The organism is Streptococcus sp. F0442 (assembly GCF_000314795.2).
GTDB lineage: Bacteria > Bacillota > Bacilli > Lactobacillales > Streptococcaceae > Streptococcus.
This window is the reverse complement of the sequence record NZ_KB373314.1, coordinates 224,200-237,609: the sequence shown is the minus strand read 5'-3', so window position 1 is coordinate 237,609 and position 13,410 is coordinate 224,200. Positions and strand designations below refer to the sequence as shown.

Below are 13,410 nucleotides of genomic sequence, written 5' to 3'. Positions count from 1 at the left end.
TCATTGTTCGCTTAATTGTTTTCCAAATAAAATTCGAAACGTTCGCCTACATACTGGCTTTTCACATACTCAAAAGCAGTCCCGTCTTCAAAATAGGAAACCTGTGTCAATCCTAAAATAGCCTGTCCTTTTGAAATCTGCAAATAGTCAGCAATCTTATCTTTAGCTAATCGCGCATAGATAGTCTGATGCGATTTTCCAATCTTATAACCATGTTCTTCCAGAGTTTGGAAGAAATGACTGGTCACCTCTTCGCGATTGAAATTCTTAATAAATTTCTCTGGAATGGAAGCCACTTCATAAACGACAGGAATCCCATCGGCATATCGGACCCGTTCCATCCGAATGATGGTGTCTGTCTTATCGATGCCTAATTTATCCACTTCTTGGAGGCTAGGAATGGTTTTACGGTAAGAAATCACTTGACTAGAAGGTTCCTTACCTTGAGATTTCATAATCTCAGTAAAACTGGTTGTGCCTCGCATTTTTTCTTGGACGCGCGTGCTAGTGATAAAGGTACCACTTCCTACCCGTCTTTCAAGTACTCCTTCTTCAACCAGAAGGGTAATGGCCTGCCTAAGAGTCATCCGACTCACCTGGAATTTTTCAGCTAGATCACGTTCACTGGGAAGCCGTTCTCCAATTTTCCATATTTTTTGATCAATCTCAGATTTAATCTGATCATGGATTTGAATGTAAGCTGGAATCATAACATTGCTCTTTCTCTGTGTTACCTCTATTGTAGCGTAAAATTCCTAATTCTTCAATCAGAGATTGGTAAAGACAAGGCATTTGTGTTAGAATAGAGGAAAGTAAATTTCTATAAGAAGGGGATAAGATGACAAACCTATCAACTGATTTGCATGATGTTGAAAAGATCATCGTGCTTGACTACGGTAGCCAGTACAATCAGCTTATTTCACGTCGTATTCGTGAGATTGGTGTCTTTTCGGAATTGAAGAGCCACAAAATTACTGCAGCTGAAGTTCGTGAAATCAATCCAGTTGGGATCGTTCTTTCAGGCGGACCAAACTCAGTGTATGAAGAAGGGTCTTTCGATATTGATCCTGAAATTTTTGAACTTGGAATTCCAATTCTTGGGATCTGTTATGGAATGCAGCTATTGACTCACAAGCTTGGAGGAAAGGTTGTACCCGCAGGGGACGCTGGTAACCGTGAGTATGGTCAATCTGAGCTTGGCTTGACGGAGTCTTCTGCTCTCTTCGCAGGCACACCAGACAAACAATTGGTCTTGATGAGCCATGGAGATGCTGTTACAGAAATTCCGGCCGACTTTATCCGCACTGGTACTTCTGCTGACTGTCCATTTGCGTCGATTGAAAATCCTGATAAAAAAATCTACGGAATCCAATTCCACCCTGAGGTTCGTCACTCTGTTCACGGCTATGATATCCTTCGTAACTTTGCCTTGAATATCTGTGGTGCCAAAGGTGACTGGACTATGGATAACTTCATCGAGATGCAAATCAAACAAATCCGCGAAAAAGTTGGAGACAAACGTGTACTCCTCGGACTTTCTGGAGGTGTTGACTCTTCTGTAGTTGGTGTTCTTCTCCAAAAAGCCATCGGCGATCAATTGATTTGTATCTTTGTAGACCACGGTCTTCTTCGTAAAGGGGAAGCTGACCAAGTCATGGAGATGCTTGGTGGTAAGTTTGGTTTGAATATCGTCAAAGCAGATGCTGCTAAACGTTTCCTTGATAAACTGGCTGGTGTATCTGACCCTGAACAAAAACGTAAGATTATCGGTAACGAGTTTGTTTATGTCTTTGACGACGAAGCAAGCAAACTAACAGACGTGAAATTCTTGGCTCAAGGAACACTCTATACAGACGTTATCGAGTCAGGTACGGATACTGCTCAAACCATCAAATCTCACCACAACGTGGGTGGTCTTCCAGAAGATATGCAGTTTGAACTGATCGAGCCGTTCAACACTCTTTACAAGGATGAAGTTCGTGCTCTCGGTACTGAGCTTGGCATGCCAGACCACATCGTATGGCGCCAACCATTCCCAGGTCCAGGACTTGCCATCCGTGTCATGGGAGAAATCACTGAAGAAAAACTTGAAACTGTTCGTGAATCAGACGCTATCCTCCGTGAAGAAATCGCCAAAGCTGGTCTTGACCGCGATATCTGGCAATACTTCACTGTTAACACAGGCGTTCGTTCTGTAGGTGTTATGGGTGACGGCCGTACTTACGACTATACCATTGCCATCCGTGCTATCACTTCTATCGATGGAATGACCGCTGACTTTGCGAAGATTCCATGGGAAGTTCTCCAAAAAATCTCAGTCCGTATCGTAAACGAAGTTGACCACGTTAACCGTATTGTCTACGATATCACAAGTAAACCACCTGCAACTGTTGAGTGGGAGTAGAGTAAGTTATTCAAAAAAACGCTTGAAATCAATGATTTCAGCGTTTTTATTTCCATGTTAGTACCAAAACTCATAATCAAAAAACACCTGATAAAAGCCTATATAACTCTAATTCAGGTCTTTTATTTTTATTGATTTATCTTTTGTTCTTTTCTTTTATTTATAGTATACTGACATTAAAAATATATTGTAGGAGAATTTAAATGAAAGATTTTTTTGCAGGATTTGGTGAATTAAACCTTGTTACTTATCTGATATACGTGTGCATTGGCCTCGCTCCTCTCTTTCATATCTTTATTATCGGATCAGAAGTGAGTCCTGGAAAATTTGTTTTAACCATCTTGGGTATCGTTTACGTTATCGTTTTAACGATTGCTAAAATTTATAGGAAATTTTTCTGGAAATCATCGTAAAGAAACATAAAAATCCCATCAGAATATTTGAACCACACCTACTTTAGTCTAATTCTAACAGCTCTCATATTATAAGAAAAAAACACCTGATAAAAGCCAATATAGCTCTACTTCAGGTGTTTTGTTTTTATTAATTTATCTTACTGTTCTTTTGATTTTCTAGCGCTTGTAGCCAATCCAAAACCTGCGAGCATAATACCTAGACCCAAAAGAGTTTGATTACTAGAATCATTGCTTCCTGTTTCAGGAAGTTTAGCCGGTTCTGGTTTGTAAGCAGTAGGTGCTGGTTTAGGAGTTTCTTTCTGCTCCAAAACTGGCACAGTTGTACGACGTTCCAAGTAGAATTGGTAGCTGTCTTTTGTTACCTTGTACTGACGTCCCTCACTGACTGTTTCCACAATCCATGAAGCTGCATCCTTAGTTAAAGAGTCAGCCAAGTTACGATCAATATCCATTAAACGTCCCTCAGACACAAAATCTTTATAGTTTCGTTGATTATACAAGGTTGTCGCTACGATTCTATCAATACCAGCTTTTTTCAGAGTTGTTAATGTCTCAGCGATAGATGGAATTGACGGATCTTCTTTCATCCTAGCATCTGTTAACAACACCACAAACTTTTTATTTTTTGGTGACTTAGACCAGTCATAAGTAGAAACAATCTTTGTGAGAGCAGGAGTTGCTGTTTCAGGAGAATCTCCCCCATGTGCAATCTTAATTTTTTCTAAAGCTTTTTCAAGTTCAACTGGATTTGTTGTAAAATAAGTCTCACCACAACGTGGGTGGTCTTCCAAAAGATATGCAGTTTGAACTCATCGAACCGCTCAACACTCTTTACAAGGATGAAGTTCGTGCCCTCGGAACAGAACTTGGCATGCCAGATCACATCGTATGGCGCCAACCATTCCCAGGTCCAGGACTTGCCATCCGTGTCATGGGAGAAATCACTGAAGAAAAACTTGAAACAGTCCGCGAATCAGATGCTATCCTCCGTGAAGAAATCGCCAAAGCTGGTCTTGACCGTGATATCTGGCAATACTTCACTGTTAACACTGGCGTTCGTTCCGTAGGGGTTATGGGCGATGGTCGTACTTACGACTATACCATTGCCATCCGTGCCATCACTTCTATCGATGGAATGACAGCTGACTTTGCCAAAATCCCATGGGAAGTTCTCCAAAAAATCTCAGTCCGTATCGTAAACGAAGTTGACCACGTTAACCGCATCGTCTACGATATCACAAGTAAACCACCTGCAACTGTTGAGTGGGAATAAAAAAAAGGTCCGGGGGACCTTTTTTTCACGAGCTTTAAAACAATAGAGCGAGTTAAAGGTCCGGGGGACCTTGATTCACGAGCTTTAAATAAGAATTTAGCAGTTCTAAAAATGGGAAATCACACACAAAAAGCACTCTGATGTCTTGTCAGGAGTGCTTTCCTATTTCTACTTATCCAACCAAACTACTAAAGAATTTGACAATCATATCCCAGATAGCTCCGAAGAATCCGGCAATGGCATTCCACACATTTGTAAAGAAATTACCACTGTCTTTTAAAATAGAATCTGTATCAAAATTGATGTTGATATTGTTAAAGGTATCGCCCGCCTTGTCTACGATACTATTTTTCAAATCCGTTAATGTCTTGGTAAAACTTTTACTACTGATAACACTACTCTTTGAAAGATTCACTGCGAAATTGACAATCAAATTAATCTGGTCGCCTGTCACAGTCGTATCTAACTTGTAGTTTTTCAGGGTTTCTTCGACGATTTTCCGGATATCATCCTTACTCAAATCCTGATTGTTCTGTTTGGCATTGGCTACTGCTGTTTTAATGTCAGTCAATGCGACGTTTAACTTATCTGCATCGAAGTTTTTCTTGCCAGCATTCTCTTCATTGATCCCAGCCAAGGTCGTTAATTCTTCTTGAGCCAGATCTTTGCTTTCTTGAGAAACCTTGGCACCATTTTTTTCCAATGAGTAATAAATACCAGCCAAAGCACTTTCCCCAGTTACCTGAATGGGTGAAGCTACAGTAATTTGAGCATGCTCTAATCCAAGTGTAACAGCCGCATTCCGATACATATCTGCAGTAACCTTGGTGATGTTTTGAGGTGTCACGATATTCACTTCTAGTGGCTTATTTTTGCCTAACTTTTGAATTTTAACGGAGGAATAGAGTTCTAGACTATCATCGTTCGCAACGTTCATAATCGAAGAGTAAACCTCTGGTGTCATGGTCTTCCACTCTTCTTTGTCTTTTGAACTATCGTAGTTCAGCAAATTCAAGGTTTGCTCAATTTGCATTTGGTCTAGAGAATAACCCAAAACATAGTCTGGTTTGACATAAGTTTCATCAATGACTTTCTGGACATTGCTATCTGCAGAAACATGTGGAATTCCACTAAAGAGGGCAACTGTCGACGCTACAAATAAAGCAATTTTTCTTAATTTCATTTCTCTCTTCTTTCTATCTCATATCCACGCTGAGTATATTTTATTGACTATTTCACCTGACTAGAGATGAAAAAAAGAAGTCAATAAAAAAGTTATTCACTTCAATGTTTATTATATCGTTTCTTTCTTAAAAGAAGCTTACATTTCTTTTAAGAATGCATGACATTTTTATTTTCCCCAAAGAAACTGGAACAACAACTTATCTACTATTGGATTTTCATGAAGTTGGCTGTGCTGAGCACCTTTGCCATCAATCTTTTCTTCACGGTAGCTTTTTGCGCGCTCTACTACTAGGTAGCGAAGGGCTTTCGAAGAAACATTGAGAACCGATCCATCCGTCTCTCCACCGATATCACCATAGATATTCAGCACATCGATTTGATTTTCAGGATAGACTTCCCGAAGAGCTAAAAGATGCTGGTACTGCTCATTCATTGCGGAGGGTTTACCAGTTTGCGTATCTAGAGTCAACCCCTGGGGTAAATTCATCCCTTCGAGTCCAGCAACATGGTTTGCAATAGCGACCTGCTTGATAATTTTTGGTAAATTCTCATCATTTCCATGTTCCAGAAGATAATATAAGACGGACATATTTCCCATAGAATGAGCGACGACGTTCATCTCTTTAAAATGGTAGGTATCTTGAAGCTTTTTGACTACCTGATAGGCATAATTGCTGATGACTTTTGGATCGGGCGTGCGATTGTTTTGGTATTCCACTTTGATAATTGGATTAACTGCACTTTTTGGAATGGTCCCTGTCAGCCTTACCTGCCCATCTTCAGCCACGTTTGCAATGATAACGGTTTGTGTCACCCCTGCTTTTTTTGCCGCATCTGTCATGTGTTTTTCTGCATTGGCACTCGATCCATAACCATGAAAAAATAAGGTAGGACGAGTATTTTGTAGGTAATTCGTGTTGTCCAGCTGCGTTTTTTGTTGAGACTTCCCCCAAAAAGCGATACATAGGAGAATCAACCCCAAAAGCAGCCCGTAGAATGATTTTTTGTTCAATTGTAACTCCTCAAGATACTTTAAAACTAACTAGTATTTTATCATAGCTATTCAATGATTTCAAAATATTGAGAATGAAAGAGCCAAAATACACAAAAAGATTTATAGATTATAAGAGAGGCTGGGACAAAAGTCCTAGCCTCTTAATTGTTTTTGGATTGTCGAGCAAGACGCAGTGGTTGAGTGGGCTCTACTACGCTGATTTCATCAGCTGTTACAGCCCTACTCAACTGTGCGGAGGTGGGACGACGAAATCGAATTCTAACGAATGACCGATTTCTGTCCCACTCTCTCTGAATTGATTGATTAAAACCATGAAAATAGCTTCATAATTGTCATATTGGTCTGTACTAAACGAGAATAATAAATGTTCCCCCCATTAATGTAGAGTTCCATCCCGTTTAAAAGAGAGATAGGGTGGAGGTAAAGATAAGTTTCTCCGGTTACATTGCCAAGACTCGGAGCTACCACATCCCGCGAATAAGCGCGTGCCAACTCTAGCGAGTTGGTGCCACCGTTTTTAGCGACATAATCAATGTAGTCTTTTCCGAAATTATAGGCTTGAACCGCAGTCCAGCTATCGACCCCTTTTTTCTTAGCTTCTTTTAATTCGTCGGAGAGGGTCTGAATGCCTTGGCGAATACTGGCCTTATTATCACTAATGGTATTGGTTTCCCCACTGGCACTCTCACTTGCCTGCATGACATCGTCCTCTCTTCCTTTGGTTTCAGTATAGATCATAGCCAGAATGAGGTTTTCATTGGCTGTGGTATCCTCCTCGGCAAGGACTTCTCTCACCAGAGTACGGTACTGCATGACTTGTTTGACATCATGGTGGATCTGAATCGCTTTGTAGCCACCAAATATCAGTAAGATGAAAAAGAAGATCTTCACTATGCGTTTAATCATTATTTACTCTGTATATCCTCAATATTCTTGATCAGGATGGAATAGGTCCCGTTATCATTTAAAATAAATTCAACAGATTCTGCATCTTCATAGACGCTATTCGGAACAATTAGTTCGATTCCATTTGACAATGACAATTTTTGATTTTCAAACTTCTTCAACTGGCGGGTTGAATCAATTTCTTCAAAAGTTACAGGTTCAGGGATCGCTTCTTTGACTTGGTCAATAAAACTGAGACGAGCCGTCAGGTTGTCATCAAAGAGATCATCCGCTAATTTCTCTGGAGAGAGTTTATTTTCTTCCTCAATATGGTTGAATATAGCTGATTTAACTTTTGATTGAAATTGGAAATCATCTGTGTTAAAGCTCTCCGCAATTCGTTGGGCCGTTTTTTCTAGGGCTTTGATCGATTTTTTAGGAGAAATCTTGGGTTGTGCTTGCAAGAGATTCTCGGAAAAATAGTTCAAGAAGGTCCCGTTATACTTGATTCGTTTTTCAATCAGGTGGTACTTACGGCTTTGAAGATTGATAACTAAGGCTTCATCGGCACCTGTTCCAAAACCAGGTAGATTATTTTGTGTCAGTTTGATGGGATTATCGACTTCTCCCCCTAGATGGGTCAAAGTCTCCCGTAAGGTGATCCGCAAGAAGGCAAAATGGTCTACCCCTTCTTTTGAGAATTGGATGAATACCAAATCGTTGGTCTTTTGATTCTCAGAGACGATAAATTCTTCTTTCCAGCGATTCGCTACTGCAACTGAAGTGTCTAGTAAATCATCCGAAATTAGCTCAAGAAAAGGGTTATCCTCTTCGAAAATACCGGTCTTGGCATCATCGGAATAGACCCGCTCAATCTTTTTTCGCAAGTATTCCTCAATTTTAGGTGTGATATTGAGGAATTTGTCCGCCAAATAAAGGTCGGTATCATCTGGGCTAAATTGATGAATGATAGCCTTTTTTACGTAAATGTCCATAAGAAGGTTTAGTCCTCGTAAAGTGGGAAGGCATCCGTCAAGGCTTTGACTTGGCCACGAACTTCTTCTAATACAGCTGGGTTATCTGCGTTTTTCAAGGTTTTGATCATCAGTTCAGCAACAGTACGGCTCTCCTCTACTCCAAAACCACGAGCGGTGATGGCTGCTGCCCCAATTCGAATTCCACTGGTCTTGAATGGTGACAAGGTTTCATAAGGAATAGAGTTCTTGTTGAGGGTAATGTTGACCTCGTCCAGTAAGTTTTGCGCTACTTTACCATTTTCAACGACTTTCGTTACATCGACAAGGAAAAGGTGGTTCTCAGTTCCGCCTGAAATGACACGGAAATCTGGATCTTTCAAGAAGACATCAGCCATAGCCTGGCTGTTTTTAATCACGTTAGCTGCATAGTCTTTAAAAGCAGGGTCAAGAGCTTCTTTGAAAGCAACGGCTTTGGCTGCAACGACATGCTCCAATGGTCCACCTTGGATACCAGGGAAGATGGCTGAATTGATCTTCTTGGCCAATTCTTCATCATTGGTCAAGATCAAACCTCCACGAGGTCCGCGAAGGGTCTTGTGTGTGGTCGTGGTCGTGATATGGGCATAAGGAACTGGGCTTGGATGAAGACCTGCCGCCACCAAGCCAGCGATATGGGCCATATCGACCATGAGTTTAGCTCCTACTGCATCTGCAATCTCACGGAATTTAGAGAAATCAATGATGTGAGAGTAGGCTGAGGCACCAGCAACGATGAGTTTGGGCTTGACTTCTTGGGCTTGTTTTAAGATAGCGTTAAAATCTAAGAGCTCTGTTTCAGGATCTACGCTATAAGATACAAAGTTATAAGTTTGCCCTGAGAAGCTTACAGAAGCTCCGTGAGTCAAATGCCCACCTGCAGCCAGATCCATTCCCATAACAGTGTCTCCAGGCTCAATCAAAGCCATATAGGCAGCACAATTGGCCTGACTACCTGAGTGGGGTTGAACATTGGCAAACTTAGCCCCAAAAATTTCCTTAGCGCGTTCGATGGCCAGGCTTTCGACGATGTCTACGACATCAGTCCCGCCGTAGTAACGGCGACCTGGATAACCTTCTGCATATTTATTGGTCAGAATAGACCCTTGCGCTGCCATAACCGCCTTAGAGACGACATTTTCAGAAGCAATCAACTCGATATTATTTTGTTGGCGTTCCTCTTCTTTGGAAATAGCATTCCATAGGTCTGCATCATAGGCTTTGTAATCTTCTTTATCAAAAATCATAGGTCTACTCCTTATTAAATAATTTTTTATATACATTATGACAGAGGAAGGTCATCTTCCTCAAAAGAAAGCTCGGGCACTTGTGCAAGCAAGTCAGCTTTCGTAATAGAACCTTGTCGTAAAATCCTTGCTTTGGCCCCAGAGATATCTAGGATAGTTGAATCTTGGCCAGTAAGGAAAGCATCGTCCTCAAAGCCAGGAATTACCTGATCAAATTCTTTTACAATAGCTTTATACTTTGTTCCGCTAGCATGTCCAGATAGATTTGCAGAAGGACCAACTAAAGGACCATATTTACGAATTAATTCCAAGGTCTTTGGATGGGCTGGCATCCGAAAACCAACTGTATCCATCCCTGAATGAATCCAGTCAGGCACCTTTTCATTTGCTTGAAGAATAATAGTTAAAGGCCCAGGTAAAAATGAATCAATCAGTTTTGTTAAATAGCTAGGTCGATTTTTCGAATAAATTCGAACAGAAGCTTCGTCAGCTACATTCAAGTTTAGAGCTTTCTCTCTCGGTCTACGTTTTAATTCGTAAATATAATCAACTGCCTCTTGATCCAAAGCTTTGGCAAAAATACCATAGACGGTTTCAGTTGGTAGAATGACTGCCCGGCCAGCTTCTAATTCTTTCTCAAATAGATCCATTGTCCACCACCACCATTCTATCCTGTCCAAATTGGTCTTTCAGAACGCGAACTCGTTTGTTGGGAAAAGTCTCTTGAAAGAGCTCCTTTACTTTTTCTCCTTGTTTATAGCCGATTTCTAGATAGATCTTTCCATCTGGTATTAAAACACTTGGTGCTTGCTGAGCAATCTTTTCGTAGATGGCATATCCATCATGATCCGCAAAGAGAGCCAAGTGGGGTTCAGAGGCTAATACATTGACTCCGACTTCTTCTGCATCATCACGAGAGATATAAGGAGGGTTGGACACAATCAGGTCGTAAGGACCTTTTAGATCATCCAATACATCTGAAGATTTAAAGGAAAGGACTGCTTCTAATTGTTGAGCATTTTCTTGAGCAAGCTCCAAAGCCTTTTCTGACACATCACTAGCTTGAACCTGCCAGGTAGGTCTAGCGAGGGCTAAGCTAATGGCAATGGCACCACTTCCTGTTCCAATATCCAGAACTCGTAGGGTTTCTCCGTCGTTTTCCTCAAGTATAAGAGCCACCAACTCCTCAGTCTCTGGGCGTGGAATCAGCACGCGCTCATCAACTGTAAAAGCATGGCCACAGAATTCGGCGCTGCCAATAATATACTGGGCAGGGTCGTGATGTTTTAGCTGCTCAAAGATGGATTTGAGCAAGGCCTGGTCCTCCGATTCCACCTCTTTTTGCAGGGCAAGGACAAAGTCTGTAAAGGTCCAGTTTTTTAAAGCACGATATGCGAAGGAGAGGCTTTCTGCTTCCTCTCCAACGGCTATTAATGCTTCTTCATACTGGGCTAATAATGGTCCCAACAACATTATTTGTTCAACTCTTCTAATTTTTGTGTTTGATCATACAAGACCAAAGCATCGACCACTTCGTCCAGTTTACCAGATAAGATAGTATCCAGTTTTTGAAGGGTCAAGCCAATCCGGTGATCGGTTACACGGTTTTGAGGGAAGTTGTAAGTCCGGATCCGCTCTGAACGGTCACCAGTACCGATAGTTGACTTCCGCTCAGCGTCTTGCTCATCTTGGGCAATCTGAGCAAAGTGGTCAGCCACGCGCGCACGGATGATCTTCATGGCTTTTTCACGGTTCTTTTGTTGCGTCCGTTCTTCCTGCATCTCTACCTTGATGTTGGTAGGCAAGTGGACGATACGAACGGCTGTTGCGACCTTGTTAACGTTTTGTCCACCCGCACCAGATGCGTGGTAGATGTCAATCCGAAGGTCTTTTGGATCAATGTCATACTCGACTTCTTCGATTTCTGGCATGACCAGAACGGTTGCTGTAGAGGTATGGACACGACCTTGGCTTTCCGTCACAGGAACGCGTTGTACCCGGTGAGCACCAGATTCATACTTGAGTTTCGAGTAGACTGATTGACCAGAAACCATGGCCACAACTTCTTTGATCCCACCAACGCCATTGTAGGACGCTTCCATGACTTCAAAGCGCCAGTCTTGGCTTTCCGCGTATTTTTGGTACATCTGCAAGAGGTCACCAGCAAACAACTGTGCTTCGTCTCCTCCTGCTGCCCCACGAATTTCCAAGATAATGTTCTTGTCATCGTTTGGATCTTTTGGAAGAAGTAAGATTTTCAATTTTTCTTCGTACTCTTCCTTTTCAGCCTTGGCATCTTTGAGCTCTTGCTTGGCCATTTCTTCCAAATCTGCATCGCCACCTGCTTCCTTGATCATTTCTTCAGCATCGACGATGTTTTGGAGTACTTGTTTGTATTCCCGATAAGCTGTCACCGTATCACGAGTGGATGCCTCTTCTTTTGAAAGCTCCATAAAGCGTTTGGTATCAGAGACCACATCTGGGTCACTCAACAATTCTCCTAACTCTTCGTATCGGTCTTCTACAGCTTGTAGTTGATCATAGATATTCATGTTTGCTCCTTAATTCTTGGTTGTTAGATCATAGATTGCTACAATTTCGTCTTCTATGACTTGGCCAGTTTCTTTAAATCCATAATGGAGATAACAAGATCTCGCATGTTTATTTTCTGGTTCATATGATAACCAAAGACTTGTTGCTTTTCCAGCTGGCTCTGTTCGAACAAAGTCAATGACTGCATCCATAGTCGGTTTAAAATAGCCTAAACCTTGAAATCGTTTATCGATCATAAAACGAAATAACAAGTAGTTCCCCTTACTGATCCCAATTTTCCGGTCATAGGCAATCATAACAAAACCAACTAATACTTCCTTATCATAAACTGCTAAGGGAGCTATAAAATCACCATTTTTATCATATACATAGGCTTCAGCTAAACTAATGGAATTGGATGCAATAAAATTCCTTTGGTTTGGATGAACTTCTAGATTTAAAACGTCAAAATAATTTTCTATTGTAATATATTTTAAACAAATAGACATTTTTATCCTCTCTAAAACGTTCTAGACGCTTTCAGTTGGTATGTCCGGATTAAAATAATGCTTGCGGCAAACCGAGATATAGGTCTCGTGTCCACCAATCTGGATCTGCTCTCCGTCGTAGACAGGTTTGCTCGCTTGTGTGCGCAAGACCATGGTCGCCTTGCGGGAACAGTATTGGCAGATGGTTTTGATTTCCTCGATCTTGTCCGCTAACAAGAGGAGGTGTTTGGAACCTTCAAAGAGTTCATTTCGGAAATCATTTTTGAGGCCAAAAGCCATCACCGGCACATCCAGTTCATCTACAACCCTAGCCAAGTCATAGACATGGTGGCGTTTGAGAAACTGAGCTTCATCGATTAAGACACAGTAGGGTTTCTTTTCTAGCCTTTGGATATAACCGAAGATATCTGTCTCATCTTCGATGGCCATGGCTTCTCGTCTCATACCGATCCGGCTAGAAACTACTCCAACTCCATCTCGTGTATCGATTGCCGATGTCATGATGACGACGCTCTTGCCTTGCTCTTCATAATTATGGGCCACCTTCAAGATCTCAATGGTTTTCCCTGAGTTCATGGTCCCATATTTATAATATAATTGTGCCATTTTCCTTCTGTTCTCTCTAAAATGTGTTTCATTATCATTTTACCATAATTTTGCTGACCTTTGTATCCCAAAATGTGATAAAATAGTCCTATAAAAAATTTAGGAGGTGGCCCTATGCCATTTGTACGAATTGATTTATTTGAAGGACGCACTTTGGAACAAAAGAAAGCCCTCGCTAAAGAAGTAACCGAGGCTGTTGTCCGCAATACTGGCGCTCCTCAATCTGCTGTTCACGTTATCATCAACGACATGCCTGAAGGAACCTACTTCCCTCAAGGTGAAATGCGTACCAAATAAACAAAACAACCAGAAGCATATTCTGGTT

The 13,410-nt window shown here is 41.4% G+C and carries 14 protein-coding genes and 2 pseudogenes; 4 read left to right on the top strand and 12 right to left on the bottom strand.

The window, feature by feature from the left end; genetic code table 11:
• Positions 1-11: 11 nt before the first annotated feature.
• Positions 12-710: a GntR family transcriptional regulator gene (locus HMPREF9186_RS01320; RefSeq protein ID WP_009731031.1), complete on the bottom strand. Its 699-nt coding sequence runs from the start codon at positions 708-710 to the stop codon at positions 12-14.
• A gap of 128 nt (positions 711-838) precedes the next feature.
• Between HMPREF9186_RS01320 and guaA the strand changes: the two genes are divergently transcribed.
• Both guaA and HMPREF9186_RS01310 read left to right on the top strand, forming a co-directional pair.
• Complete coding sequence (gene guaA, locus HMPREF9186_RS01315; RefSeq protein ID WP_009731030.1) at positions 839-2,404, top strand: glutamine-hydrolyzing GMP synthase; 1,566 nt, start codon at positions 839-841, stop codon at positions 2,402-2,404.
• Between the two features lie 203 nt (positions 2,405-2,607).
• Positions 2,608-2,817 (top strand): hypothetical protein, encoded by a 210-nt coding sequence (locus HMPREF9186_RS01310; protein WP_006148878.1) that lies wholly within the window; start codon positions 2,608-2,610, stop codon positions 2,815-2,817.
• 140 nt (positions 2,818-2,957) lie between these two features.
• Here the strand turns inward: HMPREF9186_RS01310 and HMPREF9186_RS01305 are convergent.
• Positions 2,958-3,596, bottom strand: a pseudogene (locus tag HMPREF9186_RS01305) (LPXTG cell wall anchor domain-containing protein); the annotation flags it as partial.
• Here HMPREF9186_RS01305 and HMPREF9186_RS01300 point away from each other — a divergent pair.
• Positions 3,581-4,093 (top strand): annotated as a pseudogene (locus tag HMPREF9186_RS01300) (GMP synthase (glutamine-hydrolyzing)); the annotation flags it as partial. The pseudogenes HMPREF9186_RS01305 and HMPREF9186_RS01300 sit on opposite strands and share 16 nt — an antisense overlap.
• 172 nt (positions 4,094-4,265) lie before the next feature.
• Here the strand turns inward: HMPREF9186_RS01300 and HMPREF9186_RS01295 are convergent.
• The 10 genes from HMPREF9186_RS01295 to HMPREF9186_RS01250 all read right to left on the bottom strand — a co-directional run bounded on the left by HMPREF9186_RS01295 (position 4,266) and on the right by HMPREF9186_RS01250 (position 13,085).
• Positions 4,266-5,276, bottom strand: a complete 1,011-nt coding sequence (locus tag HMPREF9186_RS01295) for a DUF1002 domain-containing protein (protein ID WP_009731027.1) — start codon at positions 5,274-5,276, stop codon at positions 4,266-4,268.
• Positions 5,277-5,444: 168 nt separating this feature from the next.
• Positions 5,445-6,239: an alpha/beta hydrolase gene (locus HMPREF9186_RS01290; protein ID WP_442852218.1), complete on the bottom strand. Its 795-nt coding sequence runs from the start codon at positions 6,237-6,239 to the stop codon at positions 5,445-5,447.
• 357 nt (positions 6,240-6,596) lie between these two features.
• Complete coding sequence (locus tag HMPREF9186_RS01285) at positions 6,597-7,199, bottom strand: lysozyme family protein (RefSeq protein ID WP_009731025.1); 603 nt, start codon at positions 7,197-7,199, stop codon at positions 6,597-6,599.
• Positions 7,199-8,173: a nucleoid-associated protein gene (locus tag HMPREF9186_RS01280; protein ID WP_009731024.1), complete on the bottom strand. Its 975-nt coding sequence runs from the start codon at positions 8,171-8,173 to the stop codon at positions 7,199-7,201. Before HMPREF9186_RS01280 ends, HMPREF9186_RS01285 begins: the two co-directional genes overlap by 1 nt.
• Before the next feature lie 8 nt (positions 8,174-8,181).
• Positions 8,182-9,438 carry a serine hydroxymethyltransferase gene (gene glyA, locus HMPREF9186_RS01275; protein WP_009731023.1) on the bottom strand — a complete coding sequence of 419 codons (1,257 nt, stop codon included), beginning with the start codon at positions 9,436-9,438 and terminating at the stop codon, positions 8,182-8,184.
• A gap of 35 nt (positions 9,439-9,473) precedes the next feature.
• Positions 9,474-10,088: an L-threonylcarbamoyladenylate synthase gene (locus HMPREF9186_RS01270; protein WP_009731022.1), complete on the bottom strand. Its 615-nt coding sequence runs from the start codon at positions 10,086-10,088 to the stop codon at positions 9,474-9,476.
• Positions 10,075-10,911 (bottom strand): peptide chain release factor N(5)-glutamine methyltransferase, encoded by an 837-nt coding sequence (gene prmC, locus HMPREF9186_RS01265; RefSeq protein ID WP_009731021.1) that lies wholly within the window; start codon positions 10,909-10,911, stop codon positions 10,075-10,077. Before prmC ends, HMPREF9186_RS01270 begins: the two co-directional genes overlap by 14 nt.
• Positions 10,911-11,990: a peptide chain release factor 1 gene (gene prfA / locus HMPREF9186_RS01260; RefSeq protein ID WP_009731020.1), complete on the bottom strand. Its 1,080-nt coding sequence runs from the start codon at positions 11,988-11,990 to the stop codon at positions 10,911-10,913. The genes prmC and prfA overlap by 1 nt, the downstream gene beginning before the upstream one ends.
• A 9-nt stretch (positions 11,991-11,999) precedes the next feature.
• On the bottom strand, positions 12,000-12,479 hold the full coding sequence (locus HMPREF9186_RS01255) for a GNAT family N-acetyltransferase (RefSeq protein ID WP_009731019.1): 480 nt from the start codon (positions 12,477-12,479) through the stop codon (positions 12,000-12,002).
• 21 nt (positions 12,480-12,500) lie between these two features.
• A complete protein-coding gene (locus HMPREF9186_RS01250; protein WP_009731018.1) occupies positions 12,501-13,085 on the bottom strand; it encodes a thymidine kinase in 585 nt (194 codons plus the stop codon).
• Between the two features lie 114 nt (positions 13,086-13,199).
• Here HMPREF9186_RS01250 and HMPREF9186_RS01245 point away from each other — a divergent pair, with 114 nt between their 5' ends.
• Positions 13,200-13,382, top strand: coding sequence for a 4-oxalocrotonate tautomerase (locus HMPREF9186_RS01245; protein ID WP_001117401.1), 183 nt, complete (start codon positions 13,200-13,202; stop codon positions 13,380-13,382).
• Positions 13,383-13,410: the final 28 nt, after the last annotated feature.